At 70.2% G+C, this 20,193-nt stretch carries 18 protein-coding genes and 1 tRNA gene; 5 read left to right on the top strand and 14 right to left on the bottom strand.

Annotated features, from left to right (window positions below; all coding sequences use genetic code 11):
* Window positions 1-103 precede the first annotated feature (103 nt).
* From AC07FA_RS14385 to AC07FA_RS14375, 3 genes are all read right to left on the bottom strand, one after another.
* Complete coding sequence (locus AC07FA_RS14385; RefSeq protein WP_479075587.1) at window positions 104-2,185, bottom strand: tetratricopeptide repeat protein; 2,082 nt, start codon at window positions 2,183-2,185, stop codon at window positions 104-106.
* 211 nt (window positions 2,186-2,396) lie between these two features.
* Window positions 2,397-2,470, bottom strand: a tRNA-Met gene (locus tag AC07FA_RS14380).
* A 42-nt stretch (window positions 2,471-2,512) separates the two neighbouring features.
* Window positions 2,513-5,464, bottom strand: a complete 2,952-nt coding sequence (locus AC07FA_RS14375) for a UPF0182 family membrane protein (protein ID WP_479075937.1) — start codon at window positions 5,462-5,464, stop codon at window positions 2,513-2,515.
* 136 nt (window positions 5,465-5,600) lie between these two features.
* Between AC07FA_RS14375 and AC07FA_RS14370 the strand changes: the two genes are divergently transcribed.
* Window positions 5,601-6,161 carry a PPA1309 family protein gene (locus AC07FA_RS14370; RefSeq protein WP_479075586.1) on the top strand — a complete coding sequence of 187 codons (561 nt, stop codon included), beginning with the start codon at window positions 5,601-5,603 and terminating at the stop codon, window positions 6,159-6,161.
* A gap of 109 nt (window positions 6,162-6,270) precedes the next feature.
* On the opposite strand, the gene AC07FA_RS14365 is transcribed toward AC07FA_RS14370, so the two are convergent.
* The 3 genes from AC07FA_RS14365 to AC07FA_RS14355 form a co-directional block, all read right to left on the bottom strand.
* A complete protein-coding gene (locus AC07FA_RS14365; protein WP_479075585.1) occupies window positions 6,271-7,359 on the bottom strand; it encodes a YlbL family protein in 1,089 nt (362 codons plus the stop codon).
* A 400-nt stretch (window positions 7,360-7,759) separates the two neighbouring features.
* Window positions 7,760-8,221 (bottom strand): molybdenum cofactor biosynthesis protein MoaE, encoded by a 462-nt coding sequence (locus tag AC07FA_RS14360; RefSeq protein ID WP_479075584.1) that lies wholly within the window; start codon window positions 8,219-8,221, stop codon window positions 7,760-7,762.
* Between the two features lie 191 nt (window positions 8,222-8,412).
* Window positions 8,413-9,555, bottom strand: coding sequence for an SDR family oxidoreductase (locus AC07FA_RS14355; protein WP_479075583.1), 1,143 nt, complete (start codon window positions 9,553-9,555; stop codon window positions 8,413-8,415).
* A gap of 190 nt (window positions 9,556-9,745) precedes the next feature.
* Here AC07FA_RS14355 and AC07FA_RS14350 point away from each other — a divergent pair, with 190 nt between their 5' ends.
* A complete protein-coding gene (locus AC07FA_RS14350) occupies window positions 9,746-11,206 on the top strand; it encodes a zinc-dependent metalloprotease (RefSeq protein WP_479075582.1) in 1,461 nt (486 codons plus the stop codon).
* Window positions 11,203-11,751, top strand: coding sequence for an NUDIX hydrolase (locus tag AC07FA_RS14345; protein ID WP_479075581.1), 549 nt, complete (start codon window positions 11,203-11,205; stop codon window positions 11,749-11,751). The genes AC07FA_RS14350 and AC07FA_RS14345 overlap by 4 nt, the downstream gene beginning before the upstream one ends.
* A gap of 76 nt (window positions 11,752-11,827) precedes the next feature.
* On the opposite strand, the gene AC07FA_RS14340 is transcribed toward AC07FA_RS14345, so the two are convergent.
* From AC07FA_RS14340 to AC07FA_RS14325, 4 genes are all read right to left on the bottom strand, one after another.
* Window positions 11,828-12,583, bottom strand: a complete 756-nt coding sequence (locus tag AC07FA_RS14340; protein WP_479075579.1) for an AIM24 family protein — start codon at window positions 12,581-12,583, stop codon at window positions 11,828-11,830.
* Window positions 12,584-12,601: 18 nt separating this feature from the next.
* The gene (locus tag AC07FA_RS14335; protein ID WP_383789211.1) at window positions 12,602-13,282 is read right to left on the bottom strand and encodes an AIM24 family protein; all 681 of its coding nucleotides are present in this window, start codon (window positions 13,280-13,282) and stop codon (window positions 12,602-12,604) included.
* 11 nt (window positions 13,283-13,293) lie between these two features.
* A complete protein-coding gene (locus AC07FA_RS14330) occupies window positions 13,294-14,922 on the bottom strand; it encodes a TerD family protein (RefSeq protein WP_479075577.1) in 1,629 nt (542 codons plus the stop codon).
* 107 nt (window positions 14,923-15,029) lie between these two features.
* On the bottom strand, window positions 15,030-15,653 hold the full coding sequence (locus tag AC07FA_RS14325) for a M48 metallopeptidase family protein (RefSeq protein ID WP_479075576.1): 624 nt from the start codon (window positions 15,651-15,653) through the stop codon (window positions 15,030-15,032).
* Between the two features lie 181 nt (window positions 15,654-15,834).
* Here AC07FA_RS14325 and AC07FA_RS14320 point away from each other — a divergent pair, with 181 nt between their 5' ends.
* The gene (locus tag AC07FA_RS14320) at window positions 15,835-16,980 is read left to right on the top strand and encodes a ThiF family adenylyltransferase (RefSeq protein WP_479075574.1); all 1,146 of its coding nucleotides are present in this window, start codon (window positions 15,835-15,837) and stop codon (window positions 16,978-16,980) included.
* A 59-nt stretch (window positions 16,981-17,039) separates the two neighbouring features.
* The gene (locus AC07FA_RS14315; protein ID WP_479075936.1) at window positions 17,040-18,452 is read left to right on the top strand and encodes an ABC1 kinase family protein; all 1,413 of its coding nucleotides are present in this window, start codon (window positions 17,040-17,042) and stop codon (window positions 18,450-18,452) included.
* Between the two features lie 52 nt (window positions 18,453-18,504).
* Here AC07FA_RS14315 and AC07FA_RS14310 read toward each other — a convergent pair whose 3' ends face one another.
* The 4 genes from AC07FA_RS14310 to AC07FA_RS14295 form a co-directional block, all read right to left on the bottom strand.
* On the bottom strand, window positions 18,505-18,705 hold the full coding sequence (locus AC07FA_RS14310; RefSeq protein ID WP_479075573.1) for a hypothetical protein: 201 nt from the start codon (window positions 18,703-18,705) through the stop codon (window positions 18,505-18,507).
* 167 nt (window positions 18,706-18,872) lie between these two features.
* A complete protein-coding gene (locus AC07FA_RS14305) occupies window positions 18,873-19,196 on the bottom strand; it encodes a hypothetical protein (RefSeq protein ID WP_479075935.1) in 324 nt (107 codons plus the stop codon).
* Window positions 19,197-19,228: 32 nt separating this feature from the next.
* Window positions 19,229-19,597, bottom strand: a complete 369-nt coding sequence (locus tag AC07FA_RS14300; RefSeq protein ID WP_328905728.1) for a WhiB family transcriptional regulator — start codon at window positions 19,595-19,597, stop codon at window positions 19,229-19,231.
* Window positions 19,598-19,770: 173 nt separating this feature from the next.
* Window positions 19,771-20,100, bottom strand: coding sequence for a hypothetical protein (locus AC07FA_RS14295; RefSeq protein ID WP_479075572.1), 330 nt, complete (start codon window positions 20,098-20,100; stop codon window positions 19,771-19,773).
* Window positions 20,101-20,193: the final 93 nt, after the last annotated feature.

The raw sequence follows: 20,193 nt of genomic DNA, 5'->3' as shown, positions 1-20,193 counted from the left end.
CTCTCCCCCCCCCCCCCCCCCCCCCCACCCCCCCCCCCCCCCCCCTCCCCCCCCCTTCCCTCCTCCCCCCCCCCCCCCCCCCCCCCCCCCCCCCCCCCCCCCGCTACGCCGTCAGTTCCTGGTGCAGCGCTTCCAGCAGGCGGGCGGCCCGCTCGGCCACCTCGGCCGGCCCCAGCTCGACCGCCCGCGCACACCAGCGCTGCCCCTCGGTGAGCTCGCCGCGTCGGGCGGCGAGCAGGGCGAGGCGCAGGGCGGCCCGGCCGTGCCCCTCGTTCGCCGCGCGGCTCCACCAGAGCGCCGCCTCGCGCTCACTGCCCTCGCGGGCCAGCAGCAGCCCGAGGTTGAAGGCGCCGTTGCGGCTGCCCGACTCGGCGGCCTCCCGGTACCAGTGCGCGGCGCTCTCCATGTCGCCGCGCGCCGCCGCGAGCATCCCGACCCGCACCTGCGCACGGCGGTGCCCCTGCTGGGCGGCCCGCTCGTACCACTCCTCGCACTCGGTCTTCTCCGGCATCGGCTCCCCGAGCGCGGGCGCTCCGGGCGGCGGCTGCCGCGCGTCCAGCAGACCGGCCAGCCGGAACGCCGCCTCGGCGCTCCCGCCGCCCGCGGCGCACCGCAGGTGACGCTCGGCCTCCTGGCCCTTGCCGTCGCGCAGCAGCGCCATGCCGACCTGGAGGGCCGCGTCGGTGTGCCCCGCCGCAGCGGCCCGCTCGTACCAGGCCAGCGCCGTACGGTCCTCGTCACGCCCCGCGTGCAGGATGCCGAGGTTGAACGCCGCGTCGACACTGCCGGCCTCGGCCGCCTTGGAGAACCAGGGCTCCGCCCCGGTGTGGTCCCCGGCCTGGAGCAGGAGCACGGCCAGCGCGTTGGCCGCCTCGCGGTGCCCGGCGTAGGCGGCACGGCGATACCACTGCTCGGCCTGCGGCGTCCGGTCCTGGGCGGCGCAGAGCAGACCGAGGTTGTACGCGCCGTTGACATCGCCCGCGTCCATGGCGGCCCGGTACCAGCGCTCGGCCGTCTGCTGCTCGCCACGGGCAGCGTGGAGTGCGCCCAGGGCGTTGGCGGCGTTGCCGTCGCCGTCCTGGGCGGCACGCAGCCACCACACGGCCGCGCTCTCCTCGTCGCCCGCGTCACGCAGCAGGAATCCGAGCGCGCAGGCGGCACGCGCCTCACCGTCCTTGGCGGCGGTGAGGTACCACCGGCCTGCCTCCTTCAGCTCACCGCGCTGTTCCAGGATGGCGCCCAGGTGCAGCGCCGCCCGCCGGTGCCCGCGCGCGGCGGCCTGGCGGTACCACTGCTCGGCCTCGCCCATGCGCCCGGCGGCCGGACCCGCCACCGGCCCGTCGTCACTCCGCCCGCGCTCGCCACCGGCCTTGCCGTCACCGGCCCTGGCCTGCTTGACGATGCCCGTGCGGGGAGCGCTCGCGGCCCCCTCGGTCTCCGGTGCCTCGACGATCTCGGGCGCCCCGAGCACATGGCCGGTGGCATGGGAGCCCGTACCGTGTCCGAGGCCGAAGGCGGCGTGCGGGTCGTCGAGGACCTTGCGCTCCAGGGTGCGTGCCAGGCGGTACGCGGCCTCCCGGTGCCCCTGCTCGGCGGCGGCCCGCAGCCAGCGCTCCGCACCGACGTCGCTGCGGTGCTCCAGCAGGTCGGCCAGGGCGTAGGCACCCAGTGCGTGGCCCTGCTCGGCGGACTGGCGCAGCCAGTACTCGGCACCGGGCTCGTCGCCGCGCTCCCGGAAGTGCCGGCCGAGGGCGTGGGCGGCGGCCGCGGAACCCGCGACGGCGGCGATCCGCCACCAGCCGGCGGCCTCCTCCGCGTAACCGCGCTGGTGGAGCAGAACCCCCAGGTTGTTGGCCGCGGCCCGGTCGCCTTCCGCGGTGGCCGCGCGCAGATACCGCTCGGCGGCGTCCAGGTCGCCGCGGCGCAGCAGCAGAGCGCCGAGGACGCTCATCGAGGCGGTGTCACCGGCGTCGGCCGCACGACGGTGCCGCGCTTCGGCCTCGACGCCGTCCGCGGTCTCGGCGGCGTAGGTGGTGTCGGCTGCGCAGGTGGCGTCGGTGGCGTCGGTGGTCTCGGCGATGGCGGCGACAAAAGCCGCGTCCGACATGCTTTCCGTCTTCTGGACGCGTCGCTGCACAAACCGCCCTGTCTCCAACAGAGTTGCCCTGTCCCCCATAAATACCATCGTCGCACCACCTGTTACCCGCGTACACCTGGTATATCGCGGCCAGTGAGGTCACTTCAGCGTTTTGTCGACATGCCCACAGAGAGATAAGTCAAACACGCCCGGGTCCAACTCATGCCCCGCGAACCGCACTTCACGCGGATGGCTCCGGAAAGACTGACAACATGACAAAGGCCCGAATCCTGTTGGATTCGGGCCTTTGTCTTTTCAGTAGCGGGGACAGGATTTGAACCTGCGACCTCTGGGTTATGAGCCCAGCGAGCTACCGAGCTGCTCCACCCCGCGTCGTTGTGTTCAAACAGTACCACGACGCGGGGGTGGGTTTTCTCAGCTGCCCTGGTCAGCGCCCTTCTCATCGGCCTCGTCGGCCTTGTCGGCCGCCTTGTCGGCCGCCTCGGCGCCGTCCGCACCACTGCCCGGCTTGGGCTGAGCCGCGGCCGCCCTCCGCAGGGCGTCCTCCAGATCCGCCTGGGCCTTGCCGTAGGCGGCCCAGTCCTGCTTCTGGAGTGCCGCCTCGCCCTCCGTGTACGCCTTCTGGGCGTCCGCGATGGCCTTCTTCAGCGCGGCCTCCCCGGTTGCCGGAGGCTCGGTGGTGTCGCCCGGCGGCTCCGTGGGCTCCGTGGGCTCCGTCGGGCCGGTGTCCTCGACCCCGAAGACCGCGTTGAGCGCCTCACCGAGACTGTTCTCGAAGACGATCTTCGACCCGTAGGAAGCGGCCACCTTGCGCAGCAGCGGGTAGTTCTGCGTGCCACCGCGCGTGTACACCGGTTCGATGTAGAGGAAGCCACCGTCGAGCGGCACGGTGAGCAGATTGCCGTACTCGATGTCGGAGTCGGTGCCCTTGAGGTTTCTCACGAACTCGGCGACGTCGTCGTTGCCGTTGAGCTCACTCTGTACCTGACCCGGGCCCTTCACCGTGGTGGTGACTCTCAGCAGCCTCATGGTGCCGTAGTCCTTGCTGGCCGCGTCCGCGTCGACCGCCATGAACGCCCCGAGGTCGGGCCGCCCCTTCGGTGTGAACGTCGTGGTCAGTGAGAACTTCTGCGCGTCCTGGCCCGGCATCTTCATGCTCAGGTAGTACGGCGGAACGGCCCCCGGCTCCTTGTTGGTGGGGTCGTCCGGCACCTGCCAGGCGTCACTCCCGCTGTAGAACTGGGCGGGGTCCTGGACGTGATAGCGCGTGAGCAGCTCCCGCTGGACCTTGAACAGGTCCTGCGGGTACCGCAGATGGTCCATCAGCTCGGCGGGGATGTCCCCCCGGGACTTCACGGTCCCCGGGAACGCCTTGCGCCAGGTCTTCAGGACCGGGTCCTTGGTGTCCCACTCGTACAGCTTGACCTTGCCGTCGTAGGCGTCGACGGTGGCCTTCACCGAGTTACGGATGTAGTTGACCTGGTTCTGCTGGGCGACGACCGCACGCTGGTTGGTGGTCAGCGAGTCGGCCGTGGTGTCGCCCAGCGTCGTGCGCGAGGCGTACGGATAGCCGTTGGTCGTGGTGTAGGCGTCGACGATCCACTGGATGCGGCCGTCGACGACCGCCGGGTAGGCGTCTCCGTCGATGGTCAGCCACGGGGCCACCGCTTCGACGCGCTCCTTGGGCGTGCGGTTGTACAGGATCCGCGAACCCTCGCCGATGGCTCCCGAGTACAGGATCTGCGGCTCGCTGAAGGAGACGGCGTAGGCCGCGCGGTTGAACGCGTTGGCGAGACTGACGCCGCTGTCGCCCTTGTAGCTGGTGGTCTTCTCGCCGTCCTCCTCGTAGTCGAGCTCCTTCTGGGGCCCTCCGACGATGGAGTACTGCGTGGTCTTCTCGCCGTAGTAGATCCGCTGCTCGTACGTGCCCAGCTGGCCGCTGGCCGGCAGACCCGACTCGGTGAAGTCCGGAGAGCCCGCCGGGTTCGTGCCCGTCGTGGTCCCCCGGGCCGCGATCGCGCCGTAGCCGTGGGTGTACGTGAAGTGGTCGTTGATCCAGTTCCGCTTGGGCAGGCCTTCGAGGTTGAGCTCCCGAAGACCGATGACGGTGTCCTGCTCCTTGCCGTCCGGGCCCTTGTAGCGGTCGACGTCCAGCGTCTTGGGGAACTGGTAGTAGTTCCTCTTCTGCTGAAGCTGCTGGAAGGCCGGGGACACGACGTTGGGGTCCATCACCCGGTAACTGGCGGCCGCGTCCGCGTCGGTGCGCAGCTTGGCGTCGTCGGTCTCCGTGCTCTTGCCCGTGTAGTCGTCGACCTGCGCGTCATCGATGTCGTACGCGTCGCGTGTGGCGTCGATGTTCTTCGCGATGAACGGCGCTTCCTTGGCCTGCTCGTTCGGCTGGACCTGGAACTTCTGCACGATCGCCGGGTAGAGCCCGCCGATCAGGATCGCCGAGAGCACCATCAGCCCGAAGCCGATCACCGGCAGCTGCCAGGTGCGGCGCCACAGCGTCGCGAAGAACAGCACGGCACAGATCGCGGCGATGCAGAAGAGGATGGTCTTCGCCGGCAGGTAGGCGTTGGCGTCGACGTACCGCAGACCCGTCCAGTTGTCGGTGGCCTTGAAGTCGCTCGACTTCACCGCCAGGCCGTAGCGGTCGAGCCAGTACGCCACGGCCTTCAGCGAGACGAAGATGCCGAGCAGCACCGACAGATGACCGGTGGCCGCGCCGGTCGCCCGCGCGCCCGGACTGGTGATCCGCAGTCCGCCGTACAGGTAGTGCGTCACCGCGGCGGCGATCAGCGACAGCACGGCCGCCGCGAAACCGAAGCCGAGCAGGAAGCGGTACCAGGGAAGGTCGAAGGCGTAGAAGGACACGTCCAGTTTGAACTGGGGGTCCTTCTGGCCGAAGGCCACGCCGTTGACGTACATCAGCCACGTACGCCACTGGCCCGAGGCGGACGCTCCGGCGATCAGCCCGACGAGCGCGGTGATCGCGAGCAGCACCCACTTCTTGTAGGGGGCAACGCTCATCCGGTAGCGGTCCAGGCTCTGCTGTTCCAGTGACATCGCGCTCAGCGGCGGCCGGAGCCGGTGCGCGAGCCAGATGTTCACGCCGACGGCGATCGCCATCAGCAGTCCGAAGACGAGGAACAGTCCGATCTTGGTCCACAGAGTGGTGGTGAAGACGGACGAATACTCGACCGACCTGTACCAGAGCCAGTCCGTCCAGAACCCCGCGAACATGACGAAGGCCATGGCGAGGACCGCCAGGACACCCAAAGTCATGAGCAGGGTACGGACGCGCCGGGACGGGCGGCCGACTCTGATCCGTGGCCCGGTCGGGCCTCCGCCGCGGTCCGGCATCTGGAAAGCCAACGTGCGCACCTCGAAGTTCGCGGTCGTGTGGAGCAGGCCCAGCGATCGTAGAGCCCACCTATGCAACTTACTGAGGCTTTACCTAGTTCCCGTTACCGGGGCGGAAGGAGGCAGGATATTGACCATGCCCAACGTTTCCCCCTCCGGCCCTCCGATGGCCGCGAGCCCCCTCACTGTCGCCGTACTCGAAATCGACGCCTATGCAGCCAACCTCGGCTGGGACCAGCCGGCCCGGCTCTTCGCCCTGGTCGACACCGCCCGGCTGCGCGCCCAGGAGCCGGGTCTCGCCGCCCAGCTCGGTCTGGACGACACCGGTTCCACGACCGCGGCCCTCACACCGATCGAGCAGGACGAACTGCCCGCGGGCACCGCGCTGGACGAGTTCCTCGCCACCATCGCCTGGCCCGACGCGGTGGTCGGGTGCGCGATGACCGTGGAGCGGCTGATGCTGCCGCCGTCCGCCGAGGCTTCCGTACCCGAGGGGCTGAGCGATGCTCAGCTGACCAAGTGGGTCGCCAAGCACCCGGACCGCCAGGAGGTCCGGATGACGGTGGCCGTCCTGCGCGACGGATCGCGGGACTCGGCCGTACGGCTGCGGGAGAAGGACTCCCCCACCGAGGTGCTGACGGGCGCGGGCCTCGTGCCCGGGCTGGCCGAGGCGCTCGCCGCGACGTTCGAGTCCTGACCCCGGGGCCCTGACTCCGGGGCCCTCACGTCAGTGCCGTGACCTTCGCGTCCTGACCTTCGCGTCCCGGCCCCTCCGGCCCGGTCCTCCGGGCCGGAGGGGCCGGCCGTCAGCTCGCCGAGCAGCTCGGCAGGCCCGCGGTGTCTCCCGCCCGGATCTTCTCCACCGACTTCTTGGCGTCGTCGAGCGTCTTCACCCGTACCAGCGTGAGACCGCTGGGGATGTCGGACGCGGCGGCCGCGCAGTTGTCGTCGGGGGTGAGGAAGTACCGCGCTCCCGCGTCGCGGGCACCGACCAGCTTCATGTTGATACCGCCGATCGGGCCGACCTTGCCCTCGTCGTCGATCGTGCCGGTGCCCGCGATGAACTTTCCGCCCGTCAGATTCCCGGGGGTGAGCTTGTCGATGATGCCGAGGGAGAACATCAGGCCGGCGCTGGGGCCGCCCACGTCGGCGAGCTTGATGTCGATCTCGAACGGGAACGTGTGGTCCGTCCCGGCCTGGATGCCGACGATCGCCCGGTTCCCCTTCGGCGCCTTCTCCGTCGTGATGACGATCTTCCGGGTGGAACGGGGCTGCCTGCCCGCCTTCTCGGCGGCGGCCGCCTCCTTGGCCGGGACGACCGTGAAGGTGACGTCCTCGCCCGGCTTGTGCTTGGTGACGAGCTCGGCGACGTTCTCGGGCTGCCTGACGGCCGCGCCGTCGACCGCCTTGATCACGTCGCCCGCGTGCAGCTGCCCCTGAGCGGGGCTGTCCTTGATGACCGTGGACACCACGACCCGGGACGTGACGGGGATGTCCAGCTCCTCCAGGGCGGCGACCTTGGCGCTCTCCTGGGACTGGCTGAACTCCTCGGCGTTCTCCTGCGTCGACTCCTCCTCCGTCTTGCCGTCCGGATAGAGGGTGTCGTGCGGTACGACCACGCTGTCGTGAGCCAGCCAGCCGTAGACCGCTTCGACGATGTTCATCTCGTAGTCCGCACCGGTGACGCGGACCGTCGTCATGTTCAGGTGCCCCGAGGTGGGGTACGTCTTGCGTCCGCTGATCTGCAGCACCGGCTCGCCCCTGGCTTCACCCAGCGTGTTCACGGTCGGCCCCGGGGACATCTCGGCATACCGCACGGGAATCAGCACGCCTGCGCAGAGCAGCGCGATGAGGATCAGGGTGGAAGCGAGCATCGTCGCGGTGCGGCGTGGCATGGAACGACAGTACGGGAATGGCCTGTCAGTGCACCGTCGGGGCCGGTCCGTACGAGGACGGCGGCGAGGCGACGGGCGGCATCACGCGGCGAGAGGCGAGGTCATGCGGCATCGGAACCGGAGTGCGATTTCTCCATCGCGTCACGGAACCTTGCGTATCCGGCGAGTTCGGAGACATCGCCGGTCGTGCGGTTACGCGCGGCCCAGCTTCCCCATATCGCAGCGCCGACAGCAGCGAGAAGTGGAATCAGCAACCAAGCGAGTGCCGCCATGACGACCTCCCTACCCCGTGAGTGATCGCAAGTGACCGATCAGCAGATTAACGATCCGGAAGGCCAACGCTCACGGCAGGGGGGCGGTTACGCAAATCGGGGCTGATCCTCCCCGGTGCGGTTTGCGCTCAGCAGGCTCCGACCCACTCCTCCGTACCGTCCGAGAAACGCTGGTGCTTCCAGATCGGAACCTCGTGTTTCAGGTCGTCGATCAGCTTCCGGCAGGCGTCGAACGCCTCTCCCCGGTGTGCGCAGGAGACGGCGACGACCACCGCCAGATCGCCTACCGCCAGTTCACCCACACGGTGGACGGCGGCCAGCGCGCGGACCGGGAACTCGGCGACGACCTTCTCGGCCACCTTCCGCATCTCGTCCTGCGCCGAGGGATGACAGGAGTAGCCGAGCGCTCCGACGTCCTGCCCCTCGTCGTGATTGCGCACGGTGCCAACGAAGAGCGCGAGGCCGCCGGCCGCGTCGTCCCCGACTGCTCGGAAGATCTCGTCGACGGAGAGCGGAGTGTCACGGATCTCCAGCAGCCGGATGGGGTCGTGAGCCGCCTGCTCGCCGGGGTGGTCATGGGTGCGTGCCATGGGGTCCATCGTGCCGCACCGCACTGACATCGCGGAATAGCGTTTTCGACCGGCGGGCCGCCGGCCGTCTTGGAGCCTCCTACAGGCGCCCCTGAGCGGCCCCGCCGCCCGACCGACGGGACCAGGGGCCCGTCCGTCGGATCAGGGCCGGGGCCACACCCCCTGGCACGGCGCCTCGCGGCGGGCAGACCCTAGATGCGGCGGCGTGCCTTCCGGGCGCGGCGGACCAGCGCGGCGGTGCCGAGCAGGGCGACGGTCGCACCGGCCGCGCCGGCCGCGGTGGCGTCCTTGCGGCCGAGCCGGCGTCCGGCGACCGTGTGGCGACCCTCCACCTCTTCGAGGAGCGCCCCGAGGACCTCCTCGTTGGTCCACTTGGGCCGCCATCCGACGTCGTGCAGCCGGCTCACACTGACCACCCAGGGATGCATGGTGTAGGCGAGGTCGCCCGCCGGGGACGGCGTGAGACCGATCCGGTGGAGCCGTGCCGCCGCGCCGAGCGCGACGGCGGACGGGAGCTCCATACGGCGTACGCCGCTGAGCTCCTCGACCTCCTGCTGCTCCAGCCACCCGTCGCAGCCGACGGCGAACTCTCCGTCGATCTTCTCCAGGGCGGCGTACTCCAGAGCGGTCACCAGGTCGTCGACGTGGCAGAACTGCCAGGTGGGACGTGATCCCGCGACGACCAGCAGCCGGGGGGACTCGAAGTAGCGGGTCAGCGCCGTGTCCGTACCGCCGACCAGGACCGTGGGCCGCACGACGGTGACGTTGAGCCCGGGGTGGGCGCGCGGCGCGCGCCTGCCGAGACGTTCGATCTCCAGCAGGTCCCCGACCCCGGTTGCCTCCGCCGTGGCGCGCAGCTCGGCGTCCTCGGAGAGCGGGATGTCGTTGTCCGGCAGGGCCCCGTAGACCATCGCCGAGGTGCACAGCACGACCCGGTGGACGCCCACCGCGGCGGCGGCCGTCAGTACGGTCTGGGTGCCGCGCACGTTGTACGCCGTACGGGCGGCGGGGTCGGTCTCCAGGTCGAGATCGAGCGCCAGGTGAATCACGACGTCCGCGCCGCGCAGCTTCTCCGCGATGGCGGGGTCGCGTACGTCCAGGATGTGCCAGGTCGCCTCCGAGACGTCGCCCCGGCGTTCGTCGATGGCGATGACCTGCTTGATCTCGTCGGATGCGACGAGATGTGCGGTGAGGAGCTCACCGACGCCGCTCGCGGCACCGGTGACCGCGACGACGGGGCCCCGGCTCCTGGAGCGCTTCTTTTCGGGCTTGCTCTCGGACGAGGGGTCGGCCAGGTTTCGCGCTGCGCGAACCTGTGGATCTGGGGAACTCACCGGGCGTCTCCAGCGGTTGTCTTCAGTACGTACCCGAATGACGCGTACGTACCAGGTGGCGTCCATCCTGCCGCAGGCCGGGAGCCGGCGGAGCACTGAGGCCCTAAGCGGGCTTGGTGTCTACGCTGGATGGTGATGTCGGGCAGTCGCCGTCGGTTCGAGCCGGCGGCCCTACGAGCCGAGGAAACCCGTGAGTGACACCCCATTCGGATTCGGCCTTCCGCCGGAGGAGCCGGAGAACGGCGACGAAGGCAAGAAGAAGGACCCCACCGGAGGTGGGCAGGGTCCGGGCGGTCCGGGCAACCCGCTCGGCTTCGGTCCCGGCGCGGGCGGTGACAATCCGTTCGCAGCCATGTTCGGTTCGATGAACCCGAACGACCTGGGCGCGGCCTTCCAGCAGCTTGGCCAGATGCTCAGCTACGAGGGCGGTCCCGTGAACTGGGACATGGCCAAGCAGATCGCCCGCCAGACGGTCTCGCAGGGCACTCCGGACGGCACCAAGGACGCGAGCGTGGGTCCGGCGGAGCGGACTGCGGTCGATGAGGCGCTGCGGCTGGCGGACCTCTGGCTGGACGGCGTGACGTCGCTTCCGTCCGGTTCGGTCTCCACCGTCGCGTGGAGCCGCGCGGAATGGGTCGAGGCGTCCCTCCCCGCCTGGCAGCAGCTCGTCGACCCGGTGGCCGAGCGTGTCGGCCTGGCCATGGGCGATGTCCTGCCCGAGGAGATGCAGGCCATGGCGGGCCCGCTGATCGGCATGATGCGGTCGATGGGCGGCGCCATGTTCGGCCAGCAGATCGGGCAGGCCGTGGGCGTGCTCGCCGGTGAGGTGGTCGGTTCCACGGACATCGGGCTGCCGCTGGGGCCGGCCGGCAAGGCCGCGCTGCTTCCGCTGAACGTCGAGCTGTTCGGCAAGGACCTGAGCGTGTCCCAGGACGAGGTGCGGCTCTATCTCGCCCTGCGCGAGGCCGCCCACCAGCGGCTCTTCGCCCACGTGCCGTGGCTGCGCTCGCATCTCTTCGGTGCGGTCGAGGCCTACGCACGCGGCATCAAGGTCGACACCAGCAAGCTGGAGGACGTGGTCGGCCAGTTCGACCCGACGCAGCCCGAGCAGTTGCAGGACGCCCTCCAGCAGGGAATGTTCCAGCCGGAGGACACCCCGGAGCAGAAGGCCTCGCTGGCCCGCCTGGAGACGGCGCTCGCACTGGTCGAGGGGTGGGTCGACGCCGTGGTCCACGAGGCCGCCAAGACGCGCCTGACCTCGGCCGACGCACTGCGCGAGACCCTGCGCAGGCGCCGGGCCTCCGGTGGTCCCGCGGAGCAGACCTTCGCCACCCTGATCGGGCTCCAGCTGCGTCCGCGCCGGCTGCGGGACGCCTCGCGGCTGTGGGCCTCGCTCACGGACGCACGGGGCGTCGACGGCCGTGACGGCCTGTGGGAGCACCCGGACATGCTGCCGACGGCCCATGACCTGGACGACCCGGACGGCTTCGTGCACCACGAGCAGCTGGACTTCTCCGAGCTGGACAAGATGCTCGGTGAGGCCGCCAAGGGGCCGCAGAAGCCCGCCTCCGGCGCGGAGGGCACCGACGGTTCCGGCACCGACGGCCCCGGAACCGACGACAAGGACAGCAAGGACGACACCGACCAGTGAGCCTGCACGACGACGGCTTCCTCGTACTGAAGAGCTACGCCCCCGGGCCCGGCACGGCGCAGGACGGACTGCGCCAGGTCTACCTCGACCACCTGGCACAGCACCCGGACGGCATGTGGAAGGCCTGCGAGGCCGGGCATCTGACCGCCAGTGCTCTGGTGGTCGACCCCGGCCGCGGCAGGGTCCTGCTGACCCTGCACAGGAAGCTGGGGATGTGGCTCCAGATGGGCGGACACTGCGAGCCGCAGGACTCCACGTTGGCCGCCGCCGCCCTGCGGGAGGCGACGGAGGAATCCGGAATCGAGGGCCTCACGCTCCTGGCGGGCGGTCCGGTGCGGCTGGACCGGCACCCGATTCCGGCGCCCTGTCACTGGCACCTCGACGTGCAGTACGCGGCACTGGCCCCGGCGGGGGCCACCGAGCAGATCAGCGACGAATCGCTGGACCTGCGGTGGTACGCGTACGACGAGGTCGCGGCCGTGGCCGACGCCTCGGTCGTACGACTGCTGGAGGGGACCCTCGCGGCGCTGGAACAGCGCCCGTAGCCGTGCGCCGGTCCGCTACGGCGTAAGGGGCGGTCTCCTGAGAGACCGCCCCTTACGCGATGCCGCTGTGTACGGATCAGTTCCAGGCGTTGTTCTGGTTCTGAGCGTGCGCCCCCTGCTGACCGACACCGAACTGGGCGCGGGCGCCCTGCCCGATCTCGGCGTGCTGCGGGGGCATCACCTCGCTGGGCTGGACGAGAGCGAAGCCCTGTCCGAGGAAGCTGAGCTCCCAGCCCTCACCGGTGCTGCCACGACGACGCCTGACCCCGGAGGAGTGCGTCTGGGCCTGCATCTGGACGCGCAGCGAGCTGGACCAGGCCACGATCGCGTCGGCGTCGACGTTCACGTACTTGTCCGGCGTCACCTGCATCATCAGCGGCTGGCCGGAGGTCATCAGCGCGACCTTGCCGGTGCCGGTGATGCTGAGCTGGTACTTCCCGGTGCCCGAGACGCCGTACTGGCTGTCCACCGCGATGACCTCGGTGTGCAGCGTGGAGTCGAGGGCGAGGACATACGCGCTGTCCACGGTCATTCCCTCGTGGCCGACGTCCACGACGTGGATGTACTGGGCGAGGTTGGCCAGGTAGACGGTGCCCTGACCCGTGCAGCGCATCAGGTCGAGGCCCTCACCCGTGTTCGCACGGGCCCGGCGCTGGCCCTGCGAGCGGTACTCGCCGTCGAACTCCATCAGCCCCTGGTACGCGACCATGGCCCCCTTGCGGGCGAGGATGTCGTCGTGGCCGGTCAGCGAGACCCGCAGGAGCTGCGGGTTCTGGATGGTGTACCGGCCCTGGGACTGCTGCTCGGTGTGAGCGAAAAGCGGACTCTGCATGGTGTGTTCTCCTCCCCCTCAGTTCCGGACCCGAAGGCGGTCGGTACTGTCCTCGCTCGGCTGGACGACGACGATGCCCTGTCCCGAGAAGGCCATCTGGTACGCCTCTCCGCTGCCCCGCCCGATGAGCGAGGAAGCCTTGAAGCTGCGCTTGCCCTTCACCTTGAGGTTCGGGGACCACGCGACGAGGGCGTCCGGGTCGACGTACGTCTCGTCCTCGCCACGGCCGCAGTCGACGACGATCGGAGTGCCGCGGGAGGTGATGGCGACCCAGCCGGTGCCCTGGATGCCGACGTTCCACAGGCCCTGGCCGGCGAACTTGGCGAGGCCCTTGACCCGTTCGACACCCCAGGTGAGGTGGGCGTCGAAGGCGAGGAGGTTGGTGCCGTTGACCGAGAGGGAGTCGTTGTCGAGGTTGATGACGACCACATCGGCGCCGTAGTCGGCGAGGTAGAGCAGTCCGTCACCCGAGCACTTCATGACGGGTGCGCCCTCACCGGTGACCCACTGGGACGCGGCCTGCCGGACGGCGGGCGGATTGGGTTCGTACTGGATGAAGCCCTCGTACGCCACCATCGAGCCGGTGCGTGCGTACAGGTCCTGGCCCGTGGCCATGGCGACCTTGAGCATCGTGCGGCCGTGATTCTCCATCCGGGCCGTGACGGGGGTCGGGGCGAAGCCCGCGAGTTGCTGGTTCATGACGGGCTCCCTCACACCTCGTAGGGCTGGACGACGATGAAGTTCCCGGGCGCTCCCCGGAACTGGAGGTTCACGGTCTCTCCGCTGTGTCCCGGATACGCGTTGCGGCGCAGCCGGACCTGGCTGGAGAGGATCACCTGGGACGCCGCCGACCAGGCGACGACGGCGTTGCAGTCGGCGAACGTGGTCGGAGTGACCGGCAGGACGACAGGGACGCCGTGGGTCTTCACGACCACGGTGCCTGTTCCCTGGAACAGCATGGTGAACAGGGCGCCGCCGGGAATGCCGTGGCCCTCGATCCTGCGGACCTCGTACTGGAGAGACTCGTCGAACGCGAGAACGCTCTCGGCGGAGACGCAGATGCCGTCGCCCTGCAGCTCGATCGGATGCAGATGCGAACCTTCCTCGGCGAGGAAGACCTGGCCCCGGCCCGTACAGCGCATCAGCTGCATTTCCTGGCCGGTGGCGTTACCGACCACCCGGCCCGCGAAACCCGCGCTCTTGTAACCGAAGTCGACCTTGCCCTGGTACATCACCATGCTGCCCTGACGGGCCAGCACCGGCGTGCTGCCCATGGTCAGGTCGACCCTCATGAGCTGCTGGTTCTGAGGGGTCCAGCGCTGGCCGGTCGGTGTCTCCTTGTACAGCTGGAGAGCGGCTTGCAGACCGGCACCACCCTGCGGCACCCCCTGGGGCACGCCGTGCGGCATACCGGGAGGCTGCTGTCCGTAGGGGGCGGGCGCCTGCTGGCCGAACGGGGCCGGAGGCTGCTGCCCGTAGGGGGCGGTGGGCGGTGCACCCTGGCCGGGAACCTGCCCGAACTGCGGCTGCTGCGGTGGCTGCGGCTGCCCGTACGGGGACGGGGCCTGCGGGGCCATCGGGGCAGCCATGGTCGGCGCGACATGCATCGGCTGCTGCGGCGGCGCGGGCGCGGCTGCGGCGGGGGCGCCGAAGGACGGTGCGGGCTGAGGAGCCTGCGGGGCCGGGGCTCCGAAGGCCGGGGGCGCGGTGGCCTGCGGGGCCGGGGCTCCGAAGGCCGGGGGCGCGGTGGCCTGCGCGGGAGGCGCGAACGACGGGGCGGCCGCCTGCGGTTGCGGAGCGGCCGGAGCCTCTTCCGCGACCTCGCCGCCGAAGTTCTTCAGCAGCGCGTCCAGACCACCGTCGAAGCCCTGCCCGACGGCGGCGAAACGCCAGACGTCCTTGAGGTAGAAGTCGCCCAGCATCACGGCGCGCTCGGTGGTGAACTCCGAGCCGGTGAAGGCGTACCTCACCACCTCTTCGCCGCCTGCCACGATCCGGATGTATCCGGGTCCGACCTGCGACATCTGTCCCGCACCGTCGAGAGTCGCGGTGAACGACAGCTTGTGGATGTTCGCCGGAATGCGGTCGAGCGTGACGCGGAACGACTCGGTGTCACCGGACTGGGCGCCCAGCAGCTGAATGGACTCCTCGGGCGACTTCGGCTGGTTGAAGAAGATGAAATACCGGTCGTCCGAGAGCTGCTCATTGGCGTCGAGGCCGAAGCAGCTGATGTCGAAGGTCAGTCCGGGTCCGGCGATCTGCACACCTACGTACAGATCCGTACCTGGCGTGAGGTCACTGATCTTGGCCTTGTGGCCGCGTTGGAATTCCCTGGCCATGCGTAACGACCGTCCCCCATCCCGAATGTGAATGCGTCGCGTCAGGCTAACCGCAAACGACGACATCGAGCCAAGTCGGTACACACCCGGTACAGAATCACCGAACGTCACTCCTCGCGCGCGGCCGGCAGGTGCGGAAGCCGGTCGGCCGCCACGACACCTTCGAGATAGCCCCGGGCCCGCTCGGTGCGCGGGTACGCCTCCAGCAGCCGCCAGAAACGCGGGCCGTGGCCGGGCACGAGCAGGTGGGCCAGCTCGTGGACGAGTACGTAGTCGACGACGTACTCCGGCATGCCCTGCAACCGGTGCGACAGACGGATGGAGCCCTCGGCAGGGGTGCAGGAACCCCATCGGGTGTTCTGGTTGGTCACCCACCGCACGGAAGCGGGCCTCGCACGGCCCTCGAAATACTGGGCGGACAACCGCTCGGCGCGCTCGGCCAGCTCGCTGTCGCCGATGACGCGCTTGCTCTCCTGGGCGGCGAGCTTGTCGAGCATCACTGTCACCCAGCGCTGTTCCTCCGCCTCCGACATCCGGGCGGGGATCAGCACGATGGTGCGGTCGCCCTCCCGGTACGCGGAGACCGTTCTGCTGCGCCGGGCACTCCTGCGGACCTCGACCGCGCTCGTCGCCGAAGCGCGGGGCCGACGGGCGGCCGCGCTGCGCTGATCGCTTCCGGCGCTGGGCGCGGGGGTCCCCCCGGCGAGGCCGGGTGACGGTTCGGCGGGCACGCCCCGACGTTACCCGCTGTCAGTGGCGGAAGTCCCGACTGCCGAACGGTTCGGCGTTGATCCGGTCCATGGCATGCACCATTTGAACGACTAATACCCCCCGCCTGTGGATAACTTTTCGCGGACTTCGCTCCGCCACCGCATTCTGGCAAAGGATCTTCACACCGACCGGGGAGAAGTCATGCATCCGATGCTCAAGCCCGCACTGCGCCGCGCATGGCGCGGACGGAACACCGTCCAATTCGGAGTGACGCCGGCTCATGCGGTGACGCTCGGCCCCATGGATATCGCCACCGGGAGCTTCCTGGAACTGCTCGACGGTACGCGCGGCCTGCCACTCCTTCGCGAACAAGCCCGGTCCCTGGACCTGTCGGAGCGTCATGTGGACGTGCTGGTCGCGCGGCTGACGGAGGCGGGGCTGCTGGACGATCCCCGGGGAGGCGGCCCGGAGGCCGATGCGTTACGCGATCGCGCCGACGCCCTGGAGCGGCAGCGGCCCGATCTGGCGTCACTCTCGGTCGTGCACCCGGAGCCCGGCAGCGGACTGCGGCGGCTCGCCGCCCGGCGGGCCATACGTGTACAGGTGAGGGGTGCTGGCCGGGTGGGCGCCGTGATCGCCGCGGTGCTGTCCGGAGCGGGGGTCGGCCGGGTCGAGGTGCTGGACGGCGGCCGCGCCGAGCCGTGGGACGTCGCTCCCGGAGGACTCCCGGCATCCGCGGTCGGGGAGCGGAGGGACACGGCGGCCCGCCAGCTCGTCCGCAGGTCCGCCGTGGGCGGGACCCCGCGCGCCACCGAGACGGCCGGGACGTCGGCCGGCGGTGAACCGGGACTGTCCCTGATCGTGGTCGCGCCCCGGGACGGCCTCGCGGTGTACGCCCCCGACCCCGCCACCGCCGCGCCCTGGATCGGTTCGGGAACTCCCCATCTCTACGCGGGTGTGATCGAGGCCACCGGAGTGGTCGGCCCGCTCGTGCTGCCCGGGGGCACGGGATGCGCCGGCTGTCTGGCACTGCACCGCGCCGATCGCGACCCGCAGTGGCCGCGGATGCTGGCGCAGTGGCGCTCCGGGCGCCGCAGCACCGTTCCGGCCTGCGATGTGGGCTTGGCGACGGCGGTGGCCGGGCTCGCGGCCGCGCATGCGCTGTCCTTCCTCGACGGGGAGTTGCCCGCGAGTACGGGCGCCCGGTGGGAGGCGGCGATGCCACTGCTGGACTGGCGGTCGGAGCAGCTGGGACCGCATCGCGACTGTTCCTGCGGCGCGGCCGGGCACACTGAGGGGGAGCTCACCTCCGAGGCGGGTGCCGCACACGACACAATGGCCGGGTGACCGCTGTCGACGGCAACGCCGAAGACTCACGCGGCACGGTCTGGGAACTGGAGGGGCACATGTCTGATCTTCCCCGGAAGGCGGTCACCCGTACCGCCAAGCTGGCCGCCCTGCCGCTCGGCTTCGCGGGCCGTGCCACGTGGGGCCTGGGCAAGCGGATCGGCGGAAAGTCCGCCGAACTGGTGGCCCGCGAGGTTCAACAGCGCACTGCCGACCAGCTCTTCCGTGTTCTGGGCGAGTTGAAGGGCGGTGCGATGAAGCTCGGGCAGGCGCTGTCCGTCTTCGAGTCGGCGCTGCCCGAGGAGGTCGCGGGGCCCTACCGCGCCGCGCTCACCAAATTGCAGGAGGCGGCGCCGCCCATGCCCGCGCGCACGGTGCACGCGGTACTGGCAGAGCGACTGGGTGAGGACTGGCGGGACCTCTTCCTCTCCTTCGAGGACAAACCCTCGGCCGCCGCGTCGATCGGGCAGGTCCACCGGGCGGTGTGGCACGACGGGCGGGACGTCGCGGTGAAGGTGCAGTATCCGGGCGCCGGAGAGGCACTGCTCTCGGATCTGACCCAGTTGAGCCGTTTCGCCCGGCTGTTCGGCCCGCTGGTTCCGGGGATGGACGTCAAACCGCTCATCAAGGAGCTGCGCGAGCGGGTTGAGGAAGAGCTGGACTACGCGCTGGAGGCGGAGTCGCAGCGGCAGCACGCGGCGGAGTTCGAGGACGATCCGGACGTCGTCGTCCCTGACGTGGTCCACCAGTCCGAACAGGTCCTCGTGTCGGAGTGGATCGACGGCATCCCGCTCGCCGACGTGATCGCCGAGGGCACCACGGAACAGCGCGACCGGGCCGGCCAGTTGCTGGCGCGCTTCCTCTTCTCGGGTCCGGCACGCACCGGCCTGCTGCACGCCGATCCGCATCCGGGCAACTTCCGGCTGCTGCCGGCCGCGGGGATCGACGACGGGGACGGAGCGGACGGGGACGGTCCGGGAGAGAGCGGCCTGGATGGGGATCCCGGGCAGTGGCGGCTCGGGGTGCTGGACTTCGGCACGGTGGACCGGCTGCCGGGCGGGCTGCCGCAGACCATCGGTGACTCGCTGCGGATGACGCTGGAGGGCGACGCCGAAGCGGTGTACGAGCTGCTGCGCGAAGCCGGCTTCGTCAAGGAGTCGATCGAACTCGCGCCGGACGCGGTGCTGGACTATCTGCTGCCGATCATCGAGCCGGCCCAGGTGGACGAGTTCACCTTCACCCGCGGCTGGTTGCGCACGCAGGCGGCCCGTATAGCGGACCCGCGCTCCCCCGCCCATCAGCTGGGCAAGCAGCTGAACCTTCCGCCCTCCTACCTGCTGATACACCGGGTGACGCTGAGCACCATCGGGGTGCTCTGCCAGCTGGGTGCGACCGTGCGTCTGCGGGACGAACTCGAGTCCTGGCTCCCCGGTTTCGTTCCCGAGGAGGAGGGCGCGGCCGTCGAGGCCTAGAGCCGGCGGTCGAACGTGGCGCGGGCCAGAGGGTCAGGCGGCCCCACCGCCGTCACCACCAGTCGGAGTCGAGGCGGCTCTCGATCGCTCTGATGTGAGCGCGGGAGCAGTCCTCGCACAGGTAGTGGCGGCTGCCGTCCTCCACGGAACAGCTCCAGGTCGGCGGTGCGGTCCCGCCGTGGGCGGTGGCTCCGCACCGGGCGCACACCACACGCTCGGCACCTGGCTGTACGGGCTGAGTCTCCTCGTCCACCTGGTGACGATAACGCCGTGAGGGCTGCGCGGCGCGGCACAACGCACCGCGGGGCCGGCCTGTTCGGACCGGCCCCGCGGAGGGGATGGCTGCTCACCGGGCAGAGCGGTTGCCCTGGCAGCCTGTTGTGCTTTCGGGGCTCGGCCCCGGGGTCTCCTGCGGAGTCCCTAGTGCATGACCGCCATGGCCAGCGCACGGCGGGCGCGCATGGAGGCGCGCTCCGCACGGCGGTGCATCCGCCGGGCGGCGACGAGGCGTACGGCCTGCCGTTCCGCCTCGGCCTCCCTCAGGCGGTCGTGCATATGGGCACGAGCCATGGCTTCTGGGATGAGTTGCATCTCGCGGGTCCTGTTCTGACGCGAGTCGTTCGCGCCGGTGATCGTGACGTTCGGGGTTGCGGAGCCGATGGGCTCGTTCGTGGGGGAGGTCATTGGTGCCTGATTCCGGGGGTCATGGGTGTGGGGACGGTCGATGGTTCCGATGCGCTGCATTCGTGCGGGGGCGGGGACCCCCAGGCTGGCGGTCACGCCGCGACCGGGTTCTTGCGGGGGCGGCCACGCGGCCGCTTGCGGGCGACAACGACACCCTGGACGAAGAGCTCGCCGCCCCAGACGCCCCACGGCTCACGCCGCTCCTTGGCTCCGGCGAGGCAGGCCTCGACGAGCGGGCAGGTGCGGCAGAGGGACTTGGCGTACTCGACGTCGGCAGGCGACTCGGCGAAGAACACCTCGGGGTCGTACGAACGGCAGGGGACGGGCACACCGAGGTTCTCGATGGCGTCGTCGAGCGCGGTGAGCGCGGTGAGGGGGATCAAGGTGGAGTCCTCCGTGAGGCCGGGCGGGGAGATCGTGTCGGAAGGCGGTACGGACGGGGCGTGCGTGTCGAGTTGCACGGTGGTGGTGTCCTCGTCTGGTCGTGCCGGCCTGTTGGCCGGTTGGCGGCTGGTACCAGGTGCTGCTTGTCCCGAGGCTCCTTCGTCACGTCTCATCCCGTTCGGACAAAACAAAAGGGCCGCGGATCCCGAGTGGGGTTCCGCGGCCCTGAAGGCGCCGGCCTGATGCTGGATCAGGCTGGATCGCTCCAGGGTTCAGGCCCACGGAAGGCCCACATCGTGTGGTGCTGCGTCGTCTGCTTCTTGGCTCCGGCACCGACGGCCGCAAAGGCATAGGCCGGGGCCTGTCCCTTCGCTACTGCTGCTGCCGGTGCCTCGATCGGTCGCTCATTGCGCTGCCGCATCACGGGCAGGAGAGCGGCCGGAGACATCGGACGGGCGGCGGAAATGCCGGACAGACCGGTGCCACGAAGCAGGGATTCCGAAGAGCAGGCGAGGCCGAGCGAGTACGCGGAGACGACCGAGAGATCGGTCATTTTGCTGGTGCTGATGATGCTGATCACAGGAATCGCCTCCTCTCGGCGTCTAGGGGGACCGGCCGGGGCCGGTCCTGCGTATTCGGATAAGTACAGCACGGAATCAGGGCTTCAGAGAAG

This window comes from Streptomyces sp. NPDC045968 (assembly GCF_056430475.1).
The sequence above is the reverse complement of the archived record's forward strand: the minus strand, read 5'-3'. Positions and strand labels throughout refer to the sequence as shown.

Excerpts from the sequence above, each read along its gene's own strand:
- AC07FA_RS14385 (WP_479075587.1), bottom strand. The coding sequence starts at position 2,185 with ATGGTATTTATGGGGGACAGGGCAACTCTGTTGGAGACAGGGCGGTTT.
- AC07FA_RS14375 (WP_479075937.1), bottom strand. The coding sequence starts at position 5,464 with ATGCCGGACCGCGGCGGAGGCCCGACCGGGCCACGGATCAGAGTCGGC.
- AC07FA_RS14370 (WP_479075586.1), top strand. The coding sequence starts at position 5,601 with ATGCCCAACGTTTCCCCCTCCGGCCCTCCGATGGCCGCGAGCCCCCTC.
- AC07FA_RS14365 (WP_479075585.1), bottom strand. The coding sequence starts at position 7,359 with ATGCCACGCCGCACCGCGACGATGCTCGCTTCCACCCTGATCCTCATC.
- AC07FA_RS14360 (WP_479075584.1), bottom strand. The coding sequence starts at position 8,221 with ATGGCACGCACCCATGACCACCCCGGCGAGCAGGCGGCTCACGACCCC.
- AC07FA_RS14340 (WP_479075579.1), bottom strand. The coding sequence starts at position 12,583 with ATGCAGAGTCCGCTTTTCGCTCACACCGAGCAGCAGTCCCAGGGCCGG.
- AC07FA_RS14335 (WP_383789211.1), bottom strand. The coding sequence starts at position 13,282 with ATGAACCAGCAACTCGCGGGCTTCGCCCCGACCCCCGTCACGGCCCGG.
- AC07FA_RS14330 (WP_479075577.1), bottom strand. The coding sequence starts at position 14,922 with ATGGCCAGGGAATTCCAACGCGGCCACAAGGCCAAGATCAGTGACCTC.
- AC07FA_RS14320 (WP_479075574.1), top strand. The coding sequence starts at position 15,835 with ATGCATCCGATGCTCAAGCCCGCACTGCGCCGCGCATGGCGCGGACGG.
- AC07FA_RS14315 (WP_479075936.1), top strand. The coding sequence starts at position 17,040 with ATGTCTGATCTTCCCCGGAAGGCGGTCACCCGTACCGCCAAGCTGGCC.
- AC07FA_RS14305 (WP_479075935.1), bottom strand. The coding sequence starts at position 19,196 with ATGCAGCGCATCGGAACCATCGACCGTCCCCACACCCATGACCCCCGG.